This is a genomic window from Vibrio sp. 10N.261.51.A4, from assembly GCF_041471945.1.
Taxonomy (GTDB): Bacteria; Pseudomonadota; Gammaproteobacteria; order Enterobacterales; family Vibrionaceae; genus Vibrio; species Vibrio crassostreae_C.
The window spans coordinates 57,068-80,680 of the sequence record NZ_JBFRPJ010000051.1; the positions used below are offsets into that span (position 1 = coordinate 57,068).

The 23,613-nt window shown below is 45.8% G+C and carries 20 protein-coding genes and 1 tRNA gene; 10 read left to right on the forward strand and 11 right to left on the reverse strand.

The window, feature by feature from the left end:
* Positions 1-168: 168 nt before the first annotated feature.
* The 5 genes from AB4384_RS11945 to rpsU form a co-directional block, all read right to left on the reverse strand.
* Positions 169-244: transfer RNA gene (locus AB4384_RS11945), tRNA-Ile, on the reverse strand.
* Between the two features lie 163 nt (positions 245-407).
* A complete protein-coding gene (rpoD, locus tag AB4384_RS11950; RefSeq protein ID WP_048614894.1) occupies positions 408-2,252 on the reverse strand; it encodes an RNA polymerase sigma factor RpoD in 1,845 nt (614 codons plus the stop codon).
* Between the two features lie 99 nt (positions 2,253-2,351).
* Positions 2,352-4,103 carry a DNA primase gene (gene dnaG, locus AB4384_RS11955; protein ID WP_017069474.1) on the reverse strand — a complete coding sequence of 584 codons (1,752 nt, stop codon included), beginning with the start codon at positions 4,101-4,103 and terminating at the stop codon, positions 2,352-2,354.
* Between the two features lie 119 nt (positions 4,104-4,222).
* Positions 4,223-4,666: a GatB/YqeY domain-containing protein gene (locus AB4384_RS11960; RefSeq protein ID WP_017069475.1), complete on the reverse strand. Its 444-nt coding sequence runs from the start codon at positions 4,664-4,666 to the stop codon at positions 4,223-4,225.
* Between the two features lie 25 nt (positions 4,667-4,691).
* Positions 4,692-4,907: a 30S ribosomal protein S21 gene (gene rpsU, locus AB4384_RS11965; RefSeq protein WP_004396009.1), complete on the reverse strand. Its 216-nt coding sequence runs from the start codon at positions 4,905-4,907 to the stop codon at positions 4,692-4,694.
* Between the two features lie 257 nt (positions 4,908-5,164).
* Here rpsU and tsaD point away from each other — a divergent pair, with 257 nt between their 5' ends.
* Positions 5,165-6,181: a tRNA (adenosine(37)-N6)-threonylcarbamoyltransferase complex transferase subunit TsaD gene (tsaD, locus tag AB4384_RS11970; protein ID WP_017061410.1), complete on the forward strand. Its 1,017-nt coding sequence runs from the start codon at positions 5,165-5,167 to the stop codon at positions 6,179-6,181.
* 106 nt (positions 6,182-6,287) lie between these two features.
* Positions 6,288-7,103, forward strand: coding sequence for an alpha/beta fold hydrolase (locus AB4384_RS11975; protein WP_372129607.1), 816 nt, complete (start codon positions 6,288-6,290; stop codon positions 7,101-7,103).
* 43 nt (positions 7,104-7,146) lie between these two features.
* On the opposite strand, the gene plsY is transcribed toward AB4384_RS11975, so the two are convergent.
* Entirely contained in the window at positions 7,147-7,743 is a 597-nt protein-coding gene (gene plsY / locus AB4384_RS11980) for a glycerol-3-phosphate 1-O-acyltransferase PlsY (RefSeq protein WP_009847793.1), read from the reverse strand.
* Between the two features lie 138 nt (positions 7,744-7,881).
* Here plsY and folB point away from each other — a divergent pair, with 138 nt between their 5' ends.
* The 3 genes from folB to AB4384_RS11995 are packed head-to-tail and all read left to right on the forward strand — an operon-like array spanning position 7,882 to position 9,539.
* Complete coding sequence (folB, locus tag AB4384_RS11985) at positions 7,882-8,241, forward strand: dihydroneopterin aldolase (RefSeq protein WP_102321466.1); 360 nt, start codon at positions 7,882-7,884, stop codon at positions 8,239-8,241.
* Entirely contained in the window at positions 8,238-8,720 is a 483-nt protein-coding gene (gene folK / locus AB4384_RS11990; RefSeq protein WP_017062921.1) for a 2-amino-4-hydroxy-6-hydroxymethyldihydropteridine diphosphokinase, read from the forward strand. The genes folB and folK overlap by 4 nt, the downstream gene beginning before the upstream one ends.
* Positions 8,721-8,735: 15 nt before the next feature.
* Entirely contained in the window at positions 8,736-9,539 is an 804-nt protein-coding gene (locus tag AB4384_RS11995) for an undecaprenyl-diphosphate phosphatase (protein WP_017069477.1), read from the forward strand.
* Positions 9,540-9,643: 104 nt separating this feature from the next.
* On the opposite strand, the gene AB4384_RS12000 is transcribed toward AB4384_RS11995, so the two are convergent.
* Complete coding sequence (locus AB4384_RS12000) at positions 9,644-10,960, reverse strand: multifunctional CCA addition/repair protein (RefSeq protein WP_372129608.1); 1,317 nt, start codon at positions 10,958-10,960, stop codon at positions 9,644-9,646.
* Between the two features lie 36 nt (positions 10,961-10,996).
* Here AB4384_RS12000 and AB4384_RS12005 point away from each other — a divergent pair, with 36 nt between their 5' ends.
* Both AB4384_RS12005 and AB4384_RS12010 read left to right on the forward strand, forming a co-directional pair.
* Positions 10,997-12,667, forward strand: coding sequence for an AAA family ATPase (locus AB4384_RS12005; protein ID WP_372102380.1), 1,671 nt, complete (start codon positions 10,997-10,999; stop codon positions 12,665-12,667).
* On the forward strand, positions 12,667-13,659 hold the full coding sequence (locus AB4384_RS12010) for a general secretion pathway protein GspB (protein WP_372129609.1): 993 nt from the start codon (positions 12,667-12,669) through the stop codon (positions 13,657-13,659). Before AB4384_RS12005 ends, AB4384_RS12010 begins: the two co-directional genes overlap by 1 nt.
* Before the next feature lie 105 nt (positions 13,660-13,764).
* Here the strand turns inward: AB4384_RS12010 and AB4384_RS12015 are convergent, their stop codons facing one another.
* The 3 genes from AB4384_RS12015 to AB4384_RS12025 all read right to left on the reverse strand — a co-directional run bounded on the left by AB4384_RS12015 (position 13,765) and on the right by AB4384_RS12025 (position 16,653).
* Positions 13,765-14,376 (reverse strand): TIGR04211 family SH3 domain-containing protein, encoded by a 612-nt coding sequence (locus tag AB4384_RS12015; RefSeq protein WP_017062917.1) that lies wholly within the window; start codon positions 14,374-14,376, stop codon positions 13,765-13,767.
* Positions 14,377-14,581: 205 nt separating this feature from the next.
* On the reverse strand, positions 14,582-15,844 hold the full coding sequence (locus AB4384_RS12020) for an inorganic phosphate transporter (RefSeq protein ID WP_017062916.1): 1,263 nt from the start codon (positions 15,842-15,844) through the stop codon (positions 14,582-14,584).
* A 128-nt stretch (positions 15,845-15,972) separates the two neighbouring features.
* The gene (locus AB4384_RS12025; protein ID WP_010434644.1) at positions 15,973-16,653 is read right to left on the reverse strand and encodes a TIGR00153 family protein; all 681 of its coding nucleotides are present in this window, start codon (positions 16,651-16,653) and stop codon (positions 15,973-15,975) included.
* Positions 16,654-16,860: 207 nt separating this feature from the next.
* On the opposite strand from AB4384_RS12025, the gene AB4384_RS12030 reads away from it, so the two are divergent.
* Positions 16,861-18,378, forward strand: a complete 1,518-nt coding sequence (locus AB4384_RS12030) for a CYTH domain-containing protein (RefSeq protein ID WP_372129610.1) — start codon at positions 16,861-16,863, stop codon at positions 18,376-18,378.
* A 51-nt stretch (positions 18,379-18,429) separates the two neighbouring features.
* Here the strand turns inward: AB4384_RS12030 and AB4384_RS12035 are convergent, their stop codons facing one another.
* On the reverse strand, positions 18,430-19,179 hold the full coding sequence (locus AB4384_RS12035; protein WP_102321461.1) for a potassium channel family protein: 750 nt from the start codon (positions 19,177-19,179) through the stop codon (positions 18,430-18,432).
* Positions 19,180-19,276: 97 nt separating this feature from the next.
* On the opposite strand from AB4384_RS12035, the gene AB4384_RS12040 reads away from it, so the two are divergent.
* Together AB4384_RS12040 and glnE are read left to right on the forward strand one after the other, a co-directional pair.
* A complete protein-coding gene (locus AB4384_RS12040; RefSeq protein WP_372129611.1) occupies positions 19,277-20,533 on the forward strand; it encodes a methyl-accepting chemotaxis protein in 1,257 nt (418 codons plus the stop codon).
* 225 nt (positions 20,534-20,758) lie between these two features.
* Positions 20,759-23,608 (forward strand): bifunctional [glutamate--ammonia ligase]-adenylyl-L-tyrosine phosphorylase/[glutamate--ammonia-ligase] adenylyltransferase, encoded by a 2,850-nt coding sequence (gene glnE, locus AB4384_RS12045; RefSeq protein WP_102321459.1) that lies wholly within the window; start codon positions 20,759-20,761, stop codon positions 23,606-23,608.
* Positions 23,609-23,613: the final 5 nt, after the last annotated feature.

A 23,613-nucleotide genomic window follows, 5' to 3' on the forward strand; every position in this document is an offset into this window, starting at 1 on the left:
TCATATTGCCGATTTTTTTATAAAAGAAAAGTATGTTTAGTCACAGAGAGGCAATTGGAATTGTGTGCGGGATGATTCGTTATTGGTTAGGAAATGCAGGGCGTAAGTTGTACAGATTTAGAAAAGCAAAAAGCCAGAGCAGCATGAACTGTTCTGGCTTTTCTAATTTGGTGGCCCCTCCCAGATTTGAACTGGGGACCGAACGATTATGAGTCGTGCGCTCTAACCACTGAGCTAAGGGGCCGTAGGGCATAGATTATAGGGGAAGCGTTCAATGGTGTCTAGACACTATAAGGGGCAATTCCGCTTACATCTTAGCCACTTAAATCACACAGATAAAAAAAAGGTGAGCCAACGCTCACCTTTTCTTATTTATGCTTAAAAGCTAACCACACTTGAGTGTGCGATTACTCGTCTAGGAAGCTACGCAGAGTTTCTGAGCGGCTTGGGTGACGAAGTTTACGCAGTGCTTTTGCTTCGATCTGACGGATACGTTCACGAGTTACGTCGAACTGTTTACCAACCTCTTCAAGAGTGTGGTCAGTGTTCATGTCGATACCGAAACGCATACGCAGTACTTTAGCTTCACGAGGTGTTAGGCCTGCAAGAACGTCTTTAGTTGCACCGCGTAGGCTGGTTGCCGTTGCAGAGTCTAGAGGTAGTTCTAGCGTTGTATCTTCGATGAAATCACCTAGGTGCGAATCTTCGTCGTCACCGATTGGTGTCTCCATTGAGATTGGCTCTTTAGCGATTTTCAGTACTTTACGGATCTTGTCTTCAGGCATTTGCATGCGTTCAGCTAGCTCTTCCGGAAGTGGTTCACGACCCATCTCTTGTAGCATTTGACGAGAGATACGGTTTAGTTTGTTGATCGTTTCGATCATGTGAACCGGAATACGGATAGTACGAGCTTGGTCGGCAATCGAACGAGTGATTGCTTGACGGATCCACCAAGTAGCGTAAGTAGAGAACTTGTAACCACGACGGTATTCAAACTTATCTACGGCTTTCATCAGACCGATGTTACCTTCTTGGATTAGATCCAGGAATTGTAGACCACGGTTTGTGTACTTCTTAGCAATCGAGATTACTAGACGTAAGTTCGCTTCAACCATCTCTTTCTTCGCACGACGAGCTTTCGCTTCACCGATGGACATACGACGGCTGATATCTTTGATGCTTTGAACAGTAAGAGACGTTTCACGTTCGATCATATCCAGTTTTTGGATAGAGCGACGGATGTCGTGCTCGTTACGTTTGATCTTTTCTGCGTATGGCTTGTCTGAAGCAAGAACTTCATCCAACCATGCTTCGCTAGATTCGTTGCCAGTAAATAGAGCAATGAAAGATTTCTTCGGCATTTTGCCGTACTCAACCGTTTGACGCATGATTAGGCGTTCTTGAGTACGTACACGATCCATAGAGTTACGCAGTTCGTTTACTAGGTAATCAAACTGTTTTGGTGTTAGACGGAACTCTTTGAATACGTCTTGCATCATTGTCGTTGCAAGCATTGCTTTCGGGCTTTCATGGCCGTACTCGTTGATCGCTAGTTGACGATTCTGGTAGCTAGTACGAAGTGCTGTGAACTTCTCAAGAGCAAGCTCAGGATCGATACCTGTATCTTCTTCTTCCTCTTCCTCGTCGTCTTCAGCGTCTTCTTTGTCTTCGTCTTCCAGATCAGTTTCAGCAAGTTCTGAACCGATGTGAGTCGCCGTTGGCGCAGCTGTGCCATCGTCGTCAGGGTCAACAAAGCCATTGATTAGGTCTGTTAAGCGAATCTCTTCTGCTTGTACGCGGTCAAACTGTTCCAAGATGTATGGAATAGTGCCTGGGTACTCAGCAACCGATAGTTGAACTGTATTGATACCATCTTCAATACGTTTCGCAATGTCGATTTCGCCTTCACGAGTCAGTAGTTCAACCGTACCCATTTCACGCATGTACATACGAACTGGGTCAGTAGTACGGCCAATCTCGCTTTCTACGCTTGAAAGCGCAGCAGCTGCAGCTTCGGCTGCATCTTCATCTATATTGGCATCGTCATCATTAAGTGCTAGATCATCAGCATCAGGTGCAGTTTCAACTACCTTGATACCCATGTCGTTGATCATTTGAATGATGTCTTCTACCTGTTCAGAATCCACGATTTCTGCAGGTAGGTGGTCGTTTACTTCGGCGTAGGTCAGATAGCCTTGTTCCTTGCCTTTAATAACAAGTAATTTAAGCTGTGACTGCGGATTTTGATCCATAGATGATATCCAACTTCAGGTCTGGTGAAGGACGTTGCATTCTCAAATGCAAACCAATTATGTTAACAAATTTATTAAATGCTGACTAATCAAACAGGGTTACGCTTTTAGATCTAGCATTAAAGCTAGTAGCTCCCTTTTTTCTTCGGCTGATAAACCGACGCTTCTTGCTTTGGCCTGCAGGTTTTCAATTTGTTTTTCAACGCACTGGGCAAGTATGTTGTCCAATGAGTCTAAAAATATGTCTTCTTGATTGTCTTCGTCGAGGGGGATTTCCCAGCTCGCGAGACGAGACAGAAGAGCCTCATGTTTATTGTGTCGCCAATGCTCTAATAATTGGCCTGTGTTGATATGGGGATGCGCGTGGCATTTATCAAGTACTTCGACGAATAAACTTAGCCCAGGCAATTGTAAGCCTTTGACACTTGATAAATCCGGTACCATATCAGCATAGCTCGGATTTTGGATAAGCAAAGCGATAACTTCACGCATTGGAGTGCGCTTCAGCTCTTTATGTGGTTGAGGTGTCGGGTTCTGTGTATGAACACGCGCACGTCTCAATTGGTTATCAAATCCAGTTCGCTCATCGAGCAGTTTTTCGAGCAATTCTTGGAAGTAACTGTCAGGGATTTTATTAATCAAGGCGCTGGCGTGTGCACGCAGTGCTGATTTCCCTTCGGTTGTTCCCAAGTTTAACTTGTGTATTTCAATCAGGTTATCGAACAAATAGGTCGAAAGCGGTGTCGCATTGTGGACCAGCTGTTCAAAAGCGGCTTTGCCATGCTCTCTAATATAGCTGTCTGGGTCTTCACCGTCGGGCAAGAACAGAAACTTAAGCGTGTTACCGGTTTTCAGGTACTCAAGTGCGTTTTCTAGTGCGCGCCATGCGGCCTCTTTACCTGCTCGGTCACCATCGTAACAACAAACCACAGTGCTGGTTTGACGGAACAACATTTGAACATGGTCGCCGGTTGTCGAGGTGCCCAGTGATGCTACTGAGTAATCGACACCATATTGCGCGAGTGCCACGACATCCATGTAACCTTCAACCACAAGTATTTGCGGCGGTTCACGGTAGGCTTGCAGCACTTCATAAAGGCCGTAAAGCTCTTTACCTTTATGGAAGATAGGCGTTTCTGGTGAGTTGAGGTATTTTGGTGTGCCGTCTTCTAATACACGACCACCAAAACCAATCACACGGCCACGACGATCACGAATTGGGAACATTACGCGTCCACGGAATCGGTCGTATCGGTTACCTTTATCGTTCTCAATTAACATGCCGCCAGTTACGAGCATGTCTTGGGCTTCTTTCTGTTGGCCAAAGTTCTTACGAACTAAGTCCCACTCATCGGCCACATAACCAATGCCAAACTTCTGGACGATCTCGCCCGAAAGGCCACGATTCTTTAGGTAATCAATCGCAGGTTTGTTGGCTGATATTTTCAGTTGAGAGCGGTAAAAATTACTGATGCCGCCCATCAAATCGTAGAGGTTACGTTTTTGTTCGCTGTTGGCTCTTGGTGCTGTTGATATCTCGCCGCTACGTTGCTCTCTAGGAACATCGAGGCCTAAGAAAGAGGCAAGCTCTTCAATCGCTTCAACAAAATCGAGACGTTCGAACTCCATAATGAAGTCGATAGCATTACCGTGTACGCCACAACCAAAGCAGTGATAAAACTGTTTTTCTTGGCTTACGCTAAAAGAAGGGGTCTTTTCGTTGTGGAATGGGCAACAAGCACCATAGTTTTTGCCTTTTTTCTTAAGTTTCACGCGTGCGTCCACTATGTCGACAATGTCGAGACGCGCTAGGAGATCATCGATGAAACTACGCGGGATGTGTCCTGCCATAAAACCTTAGAAAAATGCACTAACTGAGAGTGTAGATAATAATAGTTTGAATAGGTTACAGATACAAACAAGCCGTGCGTTCCGAAGGATTGCACGGCTTGTTGCAATTTGATTTGGGATTAAGCGAGTTTAGAACGAACTAAACCACTAACTTTACCCATATCTGCACGCCCTTGAATTTGTGGTTTCAAGATAGCCATTACTTTACCCATGTCTTGCATGCCCGCTGGTTGAGCTTCGGCGATTGCGCTATCAAGTAGTGCAATAACTTCTTCATCAGTTAGCGGTTGAGGCATAAAGCCTTCAAGTACCGTAATTTCTGCTTTTTCCACGTCAGCAAGATCTTGACGATTTGCTGATTCATATTGAGCAACAGAATCGCGACGTTGCTTAACCATTTTAACTAATACAGCAAGAATGTCGTCGTCGTTCAGAGTGATCCGTTCGTCAACTTCACGTTGCTTAATTGCTGAAAGAGCTAAGCGGATAGTGCCAAGGCGCGGTTTGTCCTTGGCTTTCATCGCTAATTTTTGCTCTTCTTTGAGTTGTTCAATAAGAGCCATAACTCAGTCCTTATGGATTAAGTTATTAGTACAGGCGAACGCGACGTGCGTTTTCGCGAGCTAGCTTCTTAGCGTGACGCTTTTGAGCTGCTGCTTTAGCGCGTTTGCGAACTGTAGTTGGCTTTTCGTAGTGCTCGCGACGGCGAACTTCAGAAAGGATACCTGCTTTTTCACAAGAGCGCTTGAAACGACGTAGTGCAACGTCGAACGGTTCGTTTTCACGTACTTTAACTATTGGCATATGCCTTTCACCTCAGGGGTTATTCATTATCGCTGGCCACTCAGTACCAAATCAGAGAAGTTACCATCGAGCTAACTCTCTATTCGCGTTTGGCCATTAACCAGCTTGATCAAAAATGGTGCGGAATTTTAATCCGATCACAGTGGCTTTGTAAAGCACTTTGTCGATTATAGTCTGTACAATATTTGTTTGAAGAGCTTAGGCAGGGTAATATTGCGCTAATTTCCCATTTTAGACGAAAGCGTGCCGAGAAAATTATGCGCATTATTGGTATTGAAACCTCTTGTGATGAAACAGGAATCGCGATTTATGATGATGAGCAAGGGCTGCTTTCTCATCAATTATATAGCCAAGTAAAGCTGCACGCCGATTACGGTGGTGTGGTACCTGAGCTAGCTTCACGTGACCACGTGAAAAAAACAATTCCTCTTATTAAAGCGGCATTAGCTGAAGCGAACCTAACGTCGAAAGACATTGATGGTGTGGCTTACACGGCTGGCCCTGGTTTAGTGGGTGCACTGCTGGTTGGTGCAACGATTGGTCGCAGTATTGCTTATGCGTGGGGAGTGCCTGCAGTGCCTGTTCACCATATGGAAGGTCACCTTCTTGCGCCAATGCTAGAAGATAACCCACCACCATTCCCATTTGTGGCTCTGCTGGTTTCTGGCGGCCATACCATGATGGTAGAAGTGAAAGGTATTGGTGAATACCGAATCCTTGGTGAATCGATTGATGATGCAGCGGGTGAAGCGTTTGATAAAACCGCGAAACTGATGGGCTTAGATTACCCTGGTGGTCCACTGTTATCTCGTTTGGCGGAAAAAGGCACTCCGGGTCGTTTTAAGTTCCCGCGTCCAATGACCGATCGTCCGGGTCTAGATATGAGCTTTTCTGGTTTGAAGACGTTCGCAGCGAATACCATTCGCGATAACGATAATGATGACCAGACTCGTGCTGATATTGCTTACGCGTTTCAAGAAGCCGTTTGTGCAACCTTAGTAATCAAGTGTAAGCGTGCCTTGGTTGAAACGGGCATGAAACGTATAGTTATTGCTGGCGGTGTAAGTGCCAACAAACAACTGCGCGTTGAGCTTGAGGCGCTTGCTAAGAAAGTCGGTGGTGAGGTGTACTACCCACGCACTGAGTTCTGTACAGATAATGGTGCGATGATCGCTTATGCGGGCATGCAGCGCCTGAAGAATGGCGAAACGGCTGATTTGTCTGTTCATGCCACACCGCGTTGGCCTATTGACCAGCTAGAGCCAATTGCGTAATTGACTATAGTGTTTCGATAAACGGTCGCCTTGTGCGGCCGTTTTTATATCCTAGCTTACCGACTGTATGTCGATAAATAATTGCTGATAGAGATTAGGGAAGAAAATGAACAAGTTCACAGTAGACAATCAATCGATGGCGTACCTAGATGAAGGTCTAGGTCCTGTTGTTGTACTCGGCCACAGCTACCTTTGGGATAGTGCAATGTGGAAGCCGCAGATCGAAGCGTTAAAAACTCAGTATCGCTGTATTGTTCCAGAGCTTTGGTCTCATGGTGAATCTCAAGCAGCACCCACTTCGATGCGTAACTTGAAAGATTACGCTCAGCACGTTTTGGCTCTGCTTGATCATTTAGAGATCGAAGAATTCTCAGTGGTTGGCTTATCGGTTGGCGGTATGTGGGGTACTGAGTTAGCGGAACTTGCACCTTCACGTATTAAGTCTTTGGTTCTAATGGATACTTTTGTGGGTTTAGAACCAGAAGTTGCTCACGCTAAGTACTTCAGCATGTTAGATACCATCACTCAAACCAAGACGGTTCCTCAGCCAATTGTTGAAGCGGTTGTGCCACTGTTCTTCGCTAATGATGCTCAAACCAACACGCCAGCTTTAGTTGAAGGTTTTACTCAGCAGTTATCAGCTCTTGAGGGCGACAACGCTGAAGAAGTGGCACGAATTGGTCGAATGGTGTTTGGACGTCGCGATATGATTGAATCGGTAGAGAACTTTGCTCTGCCTGTTTTGATTGCTGTAGGCCAAGAAGATAAACCACGTCCGGTACTTGAGTCATACCTAATGCACGATTGCATTACGGGCAGTGAATTAGTGGTGATTCCTGGCGCAGGTCATATTAGCTCGTTAGAGCAACCAGAGTTTGTGAACACAATGCTGAAGACGTTTTTAGATAAACATCTGCTATAAGCTTTAAATACTGAATATTATGGTTCGGCTTAGACGTGATAGTTTAAGCCGATTTTTTTTGTCCGAGTTTTGGTTCGCTGCCATCGAGTAGGCGGCGGATATTTTGGTGGTGACGCAACACGATCAAACAGCACAGCATGGCTACAGGCAGTGTGTATTGAGGTTTGACTAACCAAGCGTAGAAAGGGGCAAGTAGCACGGTGACTAGTGCCGCTAAAGAAGAGTAACGAAACAAAAACGCGACCACTAACCAAGTCGCCATGATCATTCCTGTTAGATCGAACCCTATTGGGGCGATGGCTCCGAGTGCGGTTGCGACGCCTTTACCACCTTTGAAGTGGAAGAAGATCGGATACATATGACCTAGACACGCCGCAATTGCCACAACCCCTAGAATGATTGGGTCGATCTTGAGGTAGTAGCCAAGCCAGACAGGGATAGTGCCTTTCAGCATGTCACATAGGAGGACGGCAGCAGCTGCGCCTTTACCGCCAACGCGCAGTACATTGGTGGCTCCTGGGTTATTGGAGCCAACTGTTCTTGGATCAGGAAGTCTTAAGACTCGGCATATCAAGACCGCACTAGAGATTGAACCTAGCAAATAGGCTGCAATGATCATGATTAGTGCCAATGGGGTCATGTCTTTCCTTAAACGGTTATAAGCCTAACGATGGGAAAATAATGCTCAATCCAAGAGTAATTGATATCATATCTCGAATTACGCAAATAATACGTTTTTTTCCCCTATATGGGTATCCGACCTCTAAAAGGACAAGTCATGGCACTGGATAAAGTTTTCATTGAACAGCTAGAAGTAATTACAACGATCGGTGTTTACGATTGGGAACAAGAGATTAAACAAAAACTTGTGCTTGATATTGAAATGGCTCATGACAACCGCCCAGCGGGTAAGAGTGATGATGTGGTTGATGCTTTGGATTACTCGACAGTGAGTACAGCCGTGCTTGACCACATTACGAATGGCCGATTCCTATTGGTTGAACGTGTGGCTGAAGAAGTTGCTGAATTGATCATGACTCAATTCTCTGTGCCGTGGATTAAAATCCGATTGGCTAAACCTGGCGCAGTGCCACAAGCAAAAGCCGTTGGTGTGATCATCGAACGAGGTCAAGCATGACAGTAGCCTATGTTGGTGTTGGCACGAACATAGACCGCGACAAGCATGCAAGGGTGGCATGGACAGAGCTTCAATCGTTAGGGACTAACCTTAAATGCTCTAAAATCTATCACTGTGAGCCCGTGGGTTTTAATAGCCATCCGTTTTATAACTTTGTGATAGAGCTCGACACGTCACTCTCATTGACTGAATTTTCACAGCAGCTGCGTAAAATTGAGTTTAAATGGGGTCGCTCTCAAGATGCGCACAAACTACAAGATCGAAAACTCGATCTTGATATTGTGCTGTTTGGAGAGGAGGTTTCTGAGTGTGAACCAGAATTACCACGCAGTGATATCTACAAATATCCTTTTGTAACACAGCCGCTTTATGATCTTTGTCCTGCGCGAGTGATCCCGCAAGACGGAAGAACCGTCAGTGAAATATGGCAGAAGATGCAGCAATTAGACTCGCTCTCTGTCGTAGATATAAAACTATAATTTTTAAGGTAAGTAATGAGTTATTTTGAAGCGTTTATATTGGCGTTGGTGCAAGGCTTTACAGAGTTTTTACCTATTTCCAGTTCTGCACACCTAATCCTTCCTTCAGCTGTTTTAGGCTGGGAAGATCAAGGTTTGGCTTTTGATGTCGCTGTCCACGTTGGTACTTTGGCAGCTGTTGTTATCTATTTCCGCAAAGAAGTGGTCTCTCTGTTGAGCGCATTCTTTGGTTCAGTGTTTAAAGGTGATCGTAGTAAAGAAGCGAAGTTAGCGTGGATGATCATTCTCGCGACGATTCCTGCGTGTATCTTTGGCTTGTTGATGAAAGATATTGTTGAGCTTTACTTACGCAGTGCGTGGGTGATCGCGACGACAACGATTATCTTTGGTCTATTGCTATGGTGGGTGGACAAGAACTCAAGCCTGCGCGATGACGAATACCAAGCGGGTTGGAAAAAGGCGCTGTTTATTGGTCTTGCTCAAGCAATGGCGATCATTCCGGGCACGTCTCGTTCTGGCGCAACCATTACCGCGGCGCTTTACCTTGGTTTCACACGTGAAGCGGCGGCTCGACTCTCTTTCTTGATGTCTATCCCAATCATCACTCTGGCTGGTGGTTATTTAGGTCTTAAGTTGGTGACAAGCGGTGATCCAATCCATGTTGGCACTTTGCTAACGGGCGTTGCGGTGTCTTTCATCAGTGCTTACATCTGTATCCACTTCTTCTTGAAGCTTATCTCTCGTATGGGCATGACACCGTTCGTTATCTACCGCCTGATTCTAGGTTGTGGTCTGTTTGCTTTCTTGATGATGCAGTAACAGACACAGGCAACGGTCACAGGCAACGGTCTCGCTGTAAGAATTGAAACAAAAGGCCCGCTTAACTGCGGGCTTTTTATACGTTTTAGGTAGAGCGGCGACGATTAACTGCTAGCGAGTTCTGATAGGGCGTTTTCAATTGCGATGGCTCTGCGTTTCTCTTGTTCTTCTCGAATATCTTTACCTTTAAAGCCATCGGCAATAATCGCCTTAACTTCGACTTGCAGCGCCGCTTGGTAAGCCACTTCAAAACGCGCTTTTTGAGGATAAGGTTGATCTTCTAATCCTTTTCGGCCTGCGTGATCGGCTTGGCAGCAAAGCAGTATATCGTCGAGCCTATCTGGCTTACGCCAAACATCGAACTTGTTGAGAACCTTGAGAAAGGTGGTTGGTTTGAGCTCGCCTGCGCGGTGGATATTAGAATGTTGCTCGCACACTAACAACGCAAGGTCTCTGAACTCATTGGGCACTCTCACTCGCTCACACAGTTTCTTGATTATCTTAACACCTGTGTGGCAGTGCATTTTATGGCTTGGCCATTCAGCTTGTGGTGTGACGCCTTTACCTAAGTCATGCACTTGAGCTGCAAAGCGTACCGGTAGCGATGGGCTTAATAGTGCGGCTTGCTGAGCAACCATCAGAGTGTGAATACCCGTGTCGATTTCAGGGTGCCATTTTTCAGGTTGAGGGACGCCAAATAGAGCGTCAATCTCAGGTAATACGACTGCCAATGCACCACACTCTTTCAATACAGAGAGGAACACTTCAGGGTGCGGTGTACTAAGAGACTTATGCCACTCTTGCCAAACTCGCTCTGCAGTAAGGTGTGCCAGCTCACCAGATTGGACGATCTCACTCATCATATCCATGGTTTCAGGTGCAACCGTGAAGTTAAGATGGTGAAGCTTGGCGGCGAAGCGAGCCACACGCAGTACACGAAGAGGGTCTTCAACAAAAGCGTCTGAAACGTGTCTTAAGATACGATCCGAGAGATCTTTCTGGCCATGATAAGGATCGTGAAGTTGGCCTTTATCATCTTGAGCTATAGAGTTGATGGTCAGATCTCGACGCATCAGGTCTTCTTCCAAACTCACGTCTGGCGCGAAGTAACATTCGAAGCCTGTGTAACCAGAGCCTGATTTTCTCTCAGTGCGAGCCAGTGCGTGCTCTTCTTTGGTTTTTGGGTGCAAGAATACCGGGAAATCTTTTCCCACAGCAGTAAAGCCAAGGTTTTCCATCTCTTGAGGGGTACTCCCTACCACGACCCAATCTCTATCATAACTATCAATATTGAGCAGCTTATCGCGCACTGCTCCACCGACTAGATAGCGTTGTAGCCCGTTGTCTTTTGGTAGGCTATCGTAAATTTGCAACTTATCACCTCGAAATGTTTTATCACTGCTGGACTTTACTGCAAGCAATGGTACTTTCCATTAATCGTAATTATAGGGCAGCACATGTATAAGGAATATTTTGGCTTCGTTGAGATGCCATTTTCGATTGTACCAAATTCTCGCTACTTGTTTTTGAGTCAGCGCCATCAAGAAGCGATGCAGAACCTACAAGCCGGTTTAGGCGAGGGTGGGGGCTTTGCGATGCTTACTGGTGAGGTTGGTACAGGGAAAACAACGGTCGCTAAGGCGATGTTGTCTTCATTGGATAGTCATACTCAGGCTGGCCTTATACTTAACCCTACGTTTTCAAATACGGATTTACTAGAAGCTATCTGCGATGAGTTTGAGGTCGAGTACCCAGAACAAGCATCGTTGAAACAGCTCAGTCAGGCTATTCATTATTTTCTACTTGATAGCCATGCCGAAGGCATTCAAACCCTATTGGTGATCGATGAAGCCCAACACCTCGCTGCCGATGTGTTGGAGCAGTTACGCCTTCTAACAAACTTGGAAACCGACAATCGTAAGCTGTTAAAAGTACTGTTGGTCGGCCAGCCGGAATTACAACAGCACTTACAAACCACGCAGCTACGTCAGCTAGCACAGCGCATTACTGGTCGTTATCACTTACTGCCTCTTAATACCGAAGAAACGGGCAAGTACATCGCGTTTCGTTTGGAGACGGCGGGTGGCGAGCAGATGTTGTTTTCGAACCGTTCTATCAAGCTGATTGCTCAATATACGCATGGTATTCCAAGGCTCATTAACTTGGTGTGTGATAAAGCACTGCAGTTGGCTTTTCATGACGGTGAGCAGCTACCGAGCAATGAAACGGTTAACCGAGCGTGTCAGCAGGTTATGTCCTTTCAGGCCGATGTGTATCACGTCGAGAAAGCTCTAACTTCTCGTGTCGCGCCTAAGTTATTCCAATACGCAGGGATTGCGACGTTAAGCGTTGGTCTTGCAATAGCGACCTTTAACTTCGCTCCAAGCTATATCAATGCTTGGTTGCCTACGGATGCATCAAATGAAGCAAAGACGGAAGTGTTAGCACGTACTCAGCGTTCTTTGGTATCAGATGTTCCTAAGTTGGTTGCTGAGCCAAAACCTGCCAAGTTTGAATTGCCACAACACATTCAACAACATTTGATGCAGGGGACCAATCGTTCTCTCGCTATCAAAGACTTGTATACGCTGTGGGGATATCAATCTTCACTGCGTGATGGATTGTGCTTAAGTGAGCCACAAAGTGTTTTTGTGTGTGAGCAGCAGCAGGCCAATTTGGATACATTGTTAGAACTAGGTGTGCCTGTGGTACTTAATCTCGACATAGACCAAAAGCCAGTGTTTGCTGTGCTGTATGGCGTGTCTAAGGATTCTGTCGAGTTGCTGGTTAATGAAAAGCTGTTGGTGATGCCGAAGCAATCCTTAGAGCAAATCTGGCAAGGCGATTACGTCGCTATTTGGAAGCAGCCGCTGCGAGAGACCCTTAAAGAGGGCTATCAAGGTGAAGCGGTTGCTTTGCTTGATCTACTGCTTTCTGAAGTATTAGGAGAGGTTGTTTCCGGTAGTGATGTATTTGATTATGAGTTAAAAATGAAAATCGAAGCATTTCAAACGTGGCAAGGTATGTCTGTTGATGGCATTGCAGGTAAGCGCACCTTAGCAAGATTGCAGAGATTAGCTCAACTCGATTCGCCTAAGCTGATGTCACTAGAAGGGGGCGAAAGCTAATGTCACGTATTATGCACGAACTTAAACAGCCGTCTCACAAGCCATCTTCTATTAATCAGCACTCTCTTAGCAAACCAAGCTTCAAAGGCTACCAGAATCATCATGTTCCTAATTCTGCAAAAGGGATGAGCAACAAGCGAGGTTCATCGTTAGCGATGGGGCTACTCTTAATCTTGGTTCCTTCTTTGTTGGTGGGTGGCGTCTTGGCTTATCAATCGTATATCCAACAACAAGAAGCCGTGAACCAAGCTGCCAATGTCGCTCTGCCAGAATTTAAAACTGAATCAGACATTGAGCCTGAAATTGCGGATGCTGATATAGCAAGCATGGATGCCGTGTCTGAGGAAGAAGATGCCTTGTTCACCGTTCGCCCTGCACCGGCGAGCCAACCGTTGAAAGCATTGCCACGCCAAGAGATGTATGCACAGATTGATTCTGGCGCTAATCGTGCAAACACCGCTGGTGGCTCAGCAGTGATCTTCGCTAATGCTGATAACAACACTCAAATGACAGCCAGTTCTGAGTCGTCATCCGTTCAGCCAGGCGCGAGTGATGAAACGACTGCTCTGCAATCAAGCACTGATCAGCAATCAAATAGTGACTTACAATCGGACAGTGATCTGCTGCAAGGGCTAGACCTCAGTGAGTTGCCACCTGATTTGGCATTGAAGCTTGAATCCATTATGGGGGAGCGACAAAGCACTCCTGAGCCGATGGACTCTAGACCCGCAGGGCAAACAGGCTCTCAGGTTATTGAGTTGGAAACGCACACCAATAGCTTATCAGGAGTCCTTCCTAAGTTAGACCTACAAACTCATATGTACTCGAGCAGCGAGACCAAACGTTGGGTAAAAGTGAACGGCCAAGAAGTGGCGCAAGGAGATTGGATTGGACAAGACATTCAATTACTAGAGATTAAGCCACAATCAGTGATCATAGAGTTCAATCAGCAGAAGATAGAAATCCCAGCTCTGTACGAGTGGAAAGGCTAGCGAGCTCTAAAGGTATCTAGATAACAGACAAATAAAAAGGAGCACCTCGGTGCTCCTTTTTGATCTTCGATACTGAATTTACTGTACCTAATACAAGCGTTACGTCTACGCCCAACCGTTTGGTGATTTTCTGCGACGAGGCATGATGTGTGGCAGAACAAGGCCTAGAAGTAGACCAATACCCGCAACACCACCACCGTACATGAAGTACTTCAATAGTAGGTCGTCTTTTTGAGTGTCTAGCTTAGCGCGCAGTTCACGGTTCTCTGTTTGAGAACTCGTTAGCTGTTGGCTAATTTCACTGTAGTTCTGTTCTAGTTCAGCAATCTGCTTGTTACGAGAATCTAGAGAGCTTGCTAGGCCAGCTTTTTCGCTGTCAGCACTCTGACGAGCATTCGCTAGCTTGCCTTTAACTTCCGTCAGCTCTTTCTCTAGCTTAGGCATACGCAGTGCCATGCTTTCTTGAGTGCTTACAAACTTGCTTTCAACCCAACCTTTACGGCCACGGTTGTCTTGAATTTGGGTGTAACCCGTACTCTTGTTAGTTTGTAGGAATGTAATCTTTTCACCAGCATCAACACTACCGATGATACGGAATGTGTTGTTTGGGCCAGAATGCATATAAGTAAATAGTTTGTCAGCAATATAACGGTCTTGTGCAAAGGCAGCTGGAGCCGCAAGCATTGCGAACAAAACTAAGCTAATCAGTTTTTTCACAGTAAATCCCTTAACGATTCAAATTGGGTAGGCGTATGAGTCAGCCTCAATCAGCAAATAATATTTAGTTTCTTTATGCGGTGCAACAAAGAAGGGAGGCAAAGCCTCCCTTTCTGTGCGTTTGAGTCAATAATGACATGGCATTTACATATCGTTACTGAAGCTCACACTGTTCTGACGCTAGTATTCACTAACGCAGTCGCGATTACATAGTAAACGCAGCTTGAATTCCGTAGAAGAACACAACAGCAAGTAGAGCACCTGCAGGTAGTGTCACAATCCAAGAAGCCACGATATTACGTACAACGCCTAAGTTTAGTGCTGCGATACCACGAGCAAAACCAACACCTAAAACAGCACCAACGAGTGTTTGTGTAGTAGAGATTGGAAGGCCAGTACCTGAAGCTAGTACAACCGTACATGCAGTTGCAAGTTGTGCAGCAAAGCCACGGCTTGGTGTTAGTTCTGTAATACCAGTACCAACGGTTGCCATTACTTTATGACCCATTGTTGCAAGACCAACAACGATACCGAATCCACCTAGAGGAAGAATCCACCATGCGATAGTACTCTTACCTGTGATTTCACCCATGTGCTCAACGGTTGATACAACAGCAGACAGTGGACCAATCGCGTTCGCAACGTCGTTTGAACCGTGTGCAAATGCCATCGCACAAGCTGTGATAACCATGAGTACAGAGAAGATGCCTTCAACACCTGCAAAGCCGTGGTCTTCTTCGCGGTTAGCGAATTTCTTCTGGATGTATAGGTAACCGCCGATCATTACAAGCGCAGAAACGCCAGCAGCCCAAACCCATGCTTCAGTGTTGCTTAGGTGAAGACCAACGTGCTTAAGGCCTTTCTTGATGGTTACAAGTGCAATTACCATTGTTGTAATGAACATGTATACCGGTACAAAGCGTTTCGCGTTAAATAGCGGGTTCTCTGTATCAAAAATCAGTCGTTGAGCACTTACAAATATGACGTAAGCGAAGAAACCGGAAATAACCGGTGTGATAATCCAACTGCCCACAATGCCTTGAACGCTGTTCCAGTCTACCGCTTCAGTACCTACAGACACACAAGCGAAGCCGATGATTGCACCGATGATTGAGTGAGTCGTAGAAACCGGCCAGCCCATGTAAGAAGCGAGAAGTAGCCATGTACCCGCAGCAAGAAGTGCTGACATCATGCCGTACACAAGTACATCTGGTTGATGAGCGAATAGAGACGTTTCGATAACACCTTTACGGATCGTGTCTGTTACTTCGCCGCCCGCAAGGTAAGCACCTGCGAATTCAAAGATCATTGCGATAATGATCGCTTGTTTAACGGTTAAAGCTTTAGAGCCTACAGAGGTGCCCATTGCGTTCGCAACGTCATTTGCACCAATACCAATAGCCATCAAGAAACCGAAAGCTGCTGCAACAATAATCAGGACAGTGCCGTAGTTAGCAAGGATATCCATCGTAATACCTAGTTGTTTGATAACAAGCGGAACAAATTTAGACGCAAAAAACCGCTCAGCGAGAGGAATACTCAGCGCATAAGTGGTTTGTTCAAAAAATGCTCTTCGTTATATGGTTAACGTATGATTTAAGATCGAGAAAGCATTACTTCAAGACGAGCGCCTACACGCTGTGCTTGATCTGCAATACCACCAACCCATTCAAGAATTTTGTATAAGAACATGATATCAACTGGATTCAGATCGCCTTCAATTGCCATTAGTTGTTGGCGTAGTTCGATCTGCATCGCATCCGTGTCATCTTCAATTACATCTAATTGATGAATCATTTCGGCAACGAGTGTTACTTCACGGCCTTTAAAGCCAGTCTCAAGTAATTCGTCTAATTCATTGATTACGTTTTGTGCTTGGTTCGCTGCATCTAGACAACGTTTAACGTAAGCGATGAAGTTTTCTTGCATAGGAGCAGGAATGACAAGTTGACGACCATATACACGGCCAGCAATGTCTTTCGCTAGGTTTGCGAGTTTGTCTTGTTGCGTTAATAGCTCCAACATATCGGTGCGATCAACTGGCATAAACAAACCACGAGGAAGTTTAAGGCGAATTTCACGTTTTAGTACGTCAGCTTCTTTCTCAAGGTGAGAAATTTGAGCTCGAATTTCTGATGCTTTTTCCCAGTCACCTTTTGAAGAAACTTCAAAGAAATTAACTAGGTGAGAACAACATTCGTTCACGCATACTACGTGACGCTGCAAAGGTTTAATTGGGGACTTTGCAAATAACCCCATAATTGTATTTACTGGCATGGTCATCCAACCTAATAAATAATAACCTTAAAACAACATACACCATATTCATGGTGAAATGTTAAGCGATGGCTACAAAGTCGCGCATGTTAACCTAATCAATCTCTCATTAAAACTGTTTTAGATCATCATAAGGGCGATATTTCTGACTTGCCGACTTTTCAAATTGGCAATATCCTGTCCCTATCTTCACAGAAAGGTATAACTATGGAAACCGAGATAGAACTGAAGTTTTTTGTTTCTCCTGAATTTTCAGAGACTTTACGCAATAAAATTGCTGAAACTAAAGTACTTCAGCACAGTTGTCGTGAGCTAGGTAACATCTACTTTGACACCGCTGACAACTGGCTACGTAAGCACGATACAGGCTTACGCATTCGACGCTTTGATGACGTATTTGTACAAACCGTAAAGACTGCTGGTCGTGTGGTTGCTGGCCTGCATCAAAGGCCTGAATACAATGCAGAACACGACAGCAACGAACCTAAGCTAGCCCTGCACCCAGAGGATATCTGGCCAGCGGGTAAAGACATCGAAACGTTGCAAGCTGAGCTGACTCCTCTGTTCTCTACCAACTTCACGCGTGAGCAGTGGTTGATTGGTATGCCTGATGGTAGCCAAGTCGAGGTCGCATTTGATCAAGGCTTCGTTGAATCAGGCGATCTACAAGAACCGATTTGCGAAGTTGAATTGGAACTTAAATCCGGTCAAACGGATGCGCTATTTACATTGTCTCGCCAATTCTGCGAACAAGGTGGCATGCGTTTGGGTAACCTAAGCAAAGCAGCTAAGGGTTACCGTCTTGCTCAAGGTTATCAAGGAGATGAAGTCACTCCTTTGACCTTAGTTGATACTGACAAAAGTGATACCGTTGAATCGTGTTTCATTCAATCTTTAGAGCATGCTCTCGCTCATTGGCACTATCACGAGCAGATTTTCACTGAGCGCCAATCGATTGAAGCGCTACACGAGATCAGTCACTCGCTGAGTTTTATCCGCCAGACTTTCACCATTTATGGTGGCATTGTCCCTAGACGTGCGAGTGCTATTTTACGTCAAGAGTTGAAGTGGCTTGAGCAAGAGCTCGACTGGCTGAAAAGCTATGATCACTTCGAAGACTTGCTGGAAGATAAAGGACACGTGCTGCGTAAACTCGATGCGCGTAAGTTCTTAGTCGCTGAGCTTAAAGAGATGCAAGAGCAACTGCCAGATCGTGAAGATCTGCTTACCTTGCTGAGCTCTGCTCGATACACTGGGTTATTATTAGATCTGAGCCGTTGGATCTTGTCTCGTGGCTGGCAACCTTTCTTAGATGAAAAAGCACGTGAGCAAATGGCTCGTGGTATCGAATGGTTTTCCGTGCAGCAACTCGATCGCACATGGGCCGATTTGATGGAAGCTTTCCCGCCAGAGCGAGTGATGACTAGCCAAGCGTATATTGATCAGCAATACCGTTTGATGCGTAATCTGTATTCTGGCGTTGGTTTCGCGAGTTTGTATGATGACGATGAACGAAACAGCTTCCGCTTGCCATGGGCCGATATGGTGCAAGGCATTGATGACTTGCTGGCACTTAAAACATTAGAGCCTTTGACTGAGAAGCTGGAAGGCGATGAGAAGCTTCAGCTAGAGCGTTGGTTAGCTCGTCAAGAAGTGTCCATTCTGCATGCGATGGAACAGACACGCCAAATCAGTGTTGAGGTTGAGCCATACTGGCAAGACTAAACTCGATACCTGTATCAATAGAAGTATGAATTTGAAAATAGGGCTCGGGCCCTATTTTTTTGTTTGTTGCTCAAGTTTTTCGAGTCGCTCTAAGATTTTCTGTTGCTGCTCGATGATCTTCTCAAGGTGTTTCTCTTTGTTTTCCGCTCGTTGATTCTCATGATGAGTTGGGGAGGTGATCAAAGAAGTAATCAAGCCTGAAATCATACCAAACACACCGACACCACAGATGATCACCATTGAAGCCACTAACTGACCGGAAGTTGTCACTGGGTAATGGTCGCCATAACCCACAGTACTGATGGTCACAAACGCCCACCATAAAGCATCATGACCTGTAGTGATGTTGGCGTTCGGATCTTTGTGTTCCAATAGCAGGATCGTGCCAGCACCGATAGTCAGTAAGATCACCAAAAGCAGAATGATGGAAGCGAAAGTGGTCTCTTTCCTATTACGAAATAACTCTCTGAAAATACGTTTACTTGAACGCAGAACTAAGATGACTCGCAGAATTTGAAAAATACGGGCGAAACGAAGAGGCTCGATCATTGGGATACTTGCTAAGAAATCGATCCAGTGTACTTTTAGAAATTCTTTTTTGTTTTGTGATCTAAATAGATCAATTGTGAGCTGAAAAAGAAAAACACTACAGATTATAAAATCGAGGCCGATAAGGACTTGTTTCGATTCTTTATCGATCGGTACGAACAATAAGCCTGAGATCACAAATAACGCTAAGAAAGAGAGAATCAGTGACAATAAGCTCATCGGCTTGGTGGCGTCTTTGGTATTATTCAACATTCATACGAGGCTCAAAATAAATCGCGAACTTTGACTGACATAGCCAACTCGCGGATATAGAAGCCATCAATATATAAGAATTAATGGAGAACTGACAATGACTAAACTGTCATTCAAGCCGTGGGAAAGGGTAATCTCTGACGTTCGTCTCGTTCCAAAAATGGTCATGTTGATGATATTCAGCACTATCTTGATCATTTCGAAGCAGCTATGGGACGCAAGTGCGTTTTACGATTCATTGCTTGCTGTAACGAACAATGCGCAAGTCGCACAACAGCATTACGAGACTTACCTAGTTCAAGTGGCTTGGCAAACAGCCTTGATGATCATTGTGTTTGTGGTTCTTCTGTTAGCAGCGGCGCGCGTTATGCTGCGCCAGACTCAATACCTTAATGACGCCATTAAAACCATGGCAGATAAGAACTTTTCAGTGCCGATTCAAATGGACTGTAAAGATGAATACGGCGATGTGGCACGCGAACTTGAAAAAACTCGCGTCCAACTGAACGACATGATCAAAACTCAGGTGGCCTCTTCTGATGAGCTGTTTGCTCTGACGGAAGTGATGACCATCAGCATGTCTGAAACCAAGGAGTCAGCTCAAGAAGAGTTCAACGAGATCGATCAACTGGCAACAGCAATGAGTGAGATGACGTCGACGGTGCAAACTGTCGCTGAGCATGCGCAAAGCGCTTCGTCATTGACTGAACAGGCATCAGGCCAAGCTCTTACTGGTCAGAAGTTCGTTCAAGGATCAGTGTCTAAGATGAGTGAGCTATCTTCAGATATCGCAGCATCTGCAGCAGCGGTAAACCAAGTAGAAGAACGCGTTGACTCAATTGGCAGTGTGGTTGGTACTATCCAAGGCATTTCAGAACAGACAAACCTACTAGCATTGAACGCTGCAATTGAAGCGGCACGTGCCGGTGAAGCGGGTCGTGGTTTTGCGGTTGTTGCTGATGAGGTTCGTAACCTTGCACAGCGCACTCAGCAAGCGACGGTAGAGATTCAAGACATGATCAGTCATCTACAAAGCAGCGCTAACTCTGCGGTAGAACTGATGGAGAAGAGTGTTGTTGAAGCGGCTGAAGGTGTTGATCTGGTGACTAACGCGGGAAGTGAGCTTGACGGCATTGTAAGCCAAGTCAATCAAATCAATGATATGAACTTCCAGATCGCGACCGCTGCAGGCCAACAGAGCAGTGTTGCTGAAGAGATGAGCGTCAACCTGACCAATGTACGCGAGCTTGTTGAAGCTTCAGTTGTGGTGGTTGGTGAACTGCTCGAGACCTCTCAGCTTATGGAAAGTAACGCGCAAGAACTCGACGGTAAGATTAAGCAATTTAAGGTTTAGTCCTCAGCACCCAATCTTCATCCGTCAAAGGCTAATTCCCAGAGACTGTTTCTCGGTTGTAAGCTCAACCAGATAAGTTAATCGATAAAACGCCCACATTGCTAATGTGGGCGTTTTTTATTGGCGTAACTTTGGTATAACTTATCTTTAGTTATGAAAACTCGTTATTGAAGAACTGAATCGATAAACCGATTGTTCGGCGCGCAGCTTATACAAGGAAGAAACATGCCATTGCCTTCTCAACTCATCACTCACTCCCAGTCTGCTTTTGAGCAATTATTAGAGCATCAAAGTGAAGCCATCAATACTTGGTCTGAGCCACTGACTGAAGATCTTAAACGTGTACTCGGTTTAAGCTGTTTTGTTGGAGATTGCCTACAGCGTGATACGGTTTTATGCGGTGACTTACCTGATATGTTGGCATACGAAGAACGTGCTGAAGGATACCGAGAACGCTTGGCTGAATTACTTTCTGGTTGCACCGATGAAATGAGCGGTCAGCGCGTGCTGCGTCAATTCCGAAATCGAGAAATGACCTACATTGCTTGGCGTGATTTTATGGGTTCGTGGGAGCTAGAGCAGAGCCTAAATCATCTATCGATGTTGGCTGAGGCGATGATCTTCGAAACCTACCAATGGCAGTACGATATTTGTTGTAAAGAGTGGGGCACACCTTGTAATGAACAAGGCGAAGCACAGCCGATGTTGATCATTGGTATGGGCAAGCTAGGGGGCGGTGAGCTTAACTTCTCTTCCGATATCGATCTGATCTTCACCTACCCAGAGAATGGTGAAACCCAAGGTGCAAGACGCAGCATTGCCAATGCGCAGTTCTTTACACGTCTCGGGCAACGTATTATTAAGGCGCTTGATCAGCAAACCTTCGATGGATTCTGTTATCGAGTAGACATGCGCCTGCGTCCATTCGGTGAGAGTGGTCCACTGGTCATGAGTTACGCTGCGCTAGAAGATTACTATCAAGAACAAGGTCGCGATTGGGAACGCTACGCTATGGTCAAAGCGCGTGTGATGGGCAGTGAGATGTACCCTGAGTATCAAGAGCTTCGCCAAATGCTACGCCCGTTTGTGTTCCGCCGTTATATTGATTTTAGTGCGATTCAATCTCTGCGCCGAATGAAGTCTATGATCAGCAGCGAAGTGCGTCGTCGTGGTCTCTCGAACAACATCAAGCTTGGCTCTGGTGGTATTCGTGAAGTTGAGTTTATCGCACAAGTCTTCCAATTGATTCGTGGTGGACGCGAGCCTAGCTTACGCGGTCGAGGGTTACTCGAAACCTTAAGTGCGATTGAATCCCTTCATCTGCTAGAGTCTGAAGAGGTGGGGCACCTACGTGAAGCTTATCTGTTTTTGCGTCGCCTTGAGAACCTGTTACAAGCCATGGCTGATAAGCAAACTCAAACCTTACCTGACGGTGAATTCGAACAACTGCAGCTTGCGGTTGCCATGCAATTTTCCGATTGGGATAGCTTGATTGTGGCAACTCGCGCCCATATGGCGAATGTACATACCGTGTTCGAAGACCTAATTGGCGTTGATGAAGATGACGCTAATCCGATCGCGAGCCACTTTAGCGAGTTGTGGGATATGGCCCATAAACCCGATGTAATTGAGCACGTGTTGGAACACGACATTGCGGTCGCGAGCCCGCCTGATGCGGCGAAAACGATCATTCAGTTTAAAGCCGATTTGGCTAAAAAGACTCTTGGCCCTCGTGGGCGGGAAGTCCTCAATCGACTGATGCCGAAAGTGTTTCAAGCGCTGTACACCGCTAAGGATGCCGAGTTTGGTTTGTCGCGAGTACTGCATCTGCTGCATAAAATCGTTACGCGTACCACTTACCTTGAACTACTAGATGAACACCCTGCCGCGTTGACTCAGCTAGTTCGCCTGTGTACGGCAAGCCCGATGATTTCGGAGCAGTTGGGTCGTTATCCAATTCTGTTAGATGAACTTATCGACCCTCAGCAACTCTACAATCCCGTGCCTTTAGAGTCTTACAAGACCGAGTTGCGTGATTATCTAGCCCGTATCCCTGAAGATGATATGGAGCAACAGATGGAAGGTCTGCGTCAGTTTAAGCAGACCTGTATATTGAGAATTGCAGCCGCGGATATTGCGGGTGCTCTACCTGTCATGAAGGTCAGTGATCACCTGACCTACTTAGCAGAAGCCATTGTGGAGGCGGGGGTCAATCAAGCTTGGTTACAAGTATCCGCCAAGTTTGGTGAACCGACCCATGTTAAAGATCGCGAAGGTCGCGGTTTTGCTGTCGTTGGTTATGGCAAAGTCGGTGGTTGGGAGCTTGGTTATAACTCCGATCTTGATATCGTGTTCATGCACGACTGCCCGGTACACATCTATACTGATGGAAAGAAAGAGATCGATGGACGCCAATTCTACTTAAGATTAGCGCAGCGTATTATTCATATTTTCTCGACCAGAACTGCTTCTGGCATTTTGTACGAAGTCGATACTCGCCTACGCCCTTCTGGTGCATCTGGTCTATTGGTGAGTCCAACCGATGCCTTTGACGAGTATCAGCACAATGACGCGTGGACATGGGAGCACCAGGCCCTCACTCGTGCTCGTATGATTTACGGTGATGACTTATTGGTATCTGCGTTTAACAAAACTAGGCATGAGGTTTTGTGCTTGCCACGAGATGAGGCAACACTCAAAAAGTCAGTTGTGGATATGCGTGAAAAAATGCGTGGCCATTTAGGCGGTAAAAAAGCCGATCGATTCATGCTTAAACAAGATGCGGGCGGTATTACTGATATTGAGTTCTTGGCGCAATACTTAGTGCTGAGATACAGCAACGAGAAACCTAAGCTTACTCGTTGGTGTGACAATGTGAGAATCTTTGAAAGCTTGTTGTCGCAAGGGATAATGGACGAGCAACAAGGTATGGCATTGACCAATGCGTACACCACATTAAGGGATGAAATCCACCACCGTAATCTACTTAACCTTGATGCGGATGTGGCGATTGAAAAGTTCGAAATGGAAAGAGAACATGTTGTTCAGGCATGGAAGCAGTGGATGGAAGCATAATTCAG

Coding starts and splice junctions, on each gene's coding strand:
- rpoD (WP_048614894.1), bottom strand. CDS start 2,252: ATGGATCAAAATCCGCAGTCACAGCTTAAATTACTTGTTATTAAAGGC.
- dnaG (WP_017069474.1), bottom strand. CDS start 4,103: ATGGCAGGACACATCCCGCGTAGTTTCATCGATGATCTCCTAGCGCGT.
- AB4384_RS11960 (WP_017069475.1), bottom strand. CDS start 4,666: ATGGCTCTTATTGAACAACTCAAAGAAGAGCAAAAATTAGCGATGAAA.
- rpsU (WP_004396009.1), bottom strand. CDS start 4,907: ATGCCAATAGTTAAAGTACGTGAAAACGAACCGTTCGACGTTGCACTA.
- tsaD (WP_017061410.1), top strand. CDS start 5,165: ATGCGCATTATTGGTATTGAAACCTCTTGTGATGAAACAGGAATCGCG.
- AB4384_RS11975 (WP_372129607.1), top strand. CDS start 6,288: ATGAACAAGTTCACAGTAGACAATCAATCGATGGCGTACCTAGATGAA.
- plsY (WP_009847793.1), bottom strand. CDS start 7,743: ATGACCCCATTGGCACTAATCATGATCATTGCAGCCTATTTGCTAGGT.
- folB (WP_102321466.1), top strand. CDS start 7,882: ATGGCACTGGATAAAGTTTTCATTGAACAGCTAGAAGTAATTACAACG.
- folK (WP_017062921.1), top strand. CDS start 8,238: ATGACAGTAGCCTATGTTGGTGTTGGCACGAACATAGACCGCGACAAG.
- AB4384_RS11995 (WP_017069477.1), top strand. CDS start 8,736: ATGAGTTATTTTGAAGCGTTTATATTGGCGTTGGTGCAAGGCTTTACA.
- AB4384_RS12005 (WP_372102380.1), top strand. CDS start 10,997: ATGTATAAGGAATATTTTGGCTTCGTTGAGATGCCATTTTCGATTGTA.
- AB4384_RS12010 (WP_372129609.1), top strand. CDS start 12,667: ATGTCACGTATTATGCACGAACTTAAACAGCCGTCTCACAAGCCATCT.
- AB4384_RS12020 (WP_017062916.1), bottom strand. CDS start 15,844: ATGGATATCCTTGCTAACTACGGCACTGTCCTGATTATTGTTGCAGCA.
- AB4384_RS12025 (WP_010434644.1), bottom strand. CDS start 16,653: ATGCCAGTAAATACAATTATGGGGTTATTTGCAAAGTCCCCAATTAAA.
- AB4384_RS12030 (WP_372129610.1), top strand. CDS start 16,861: ATGGAAACCGAGATAGAACTGAAGTTTTTTGTTTCTCCTGAATTTTCA.
- AB4384_RS12035 (WP_102321461.1), bottom strand. CDS start 19,179: ATGTTGAATAATACCAAAGACGCCACCAAGCCGATGAGCTTATTGTCA.
- AB4384_RS12040 (WP_372129611.1), top strand. CDS start 19,277: ATGACTAAACTGTCATTCAAGCCGTGGGAAAGGGTAATCTCTGACGTT.
- glnE (WP_102321459.1), top strand. CDS start 20,759: ATGCCATTGCCTTCTCAACTCATCACTCACTCCCAGTCTGCTTTTGAG.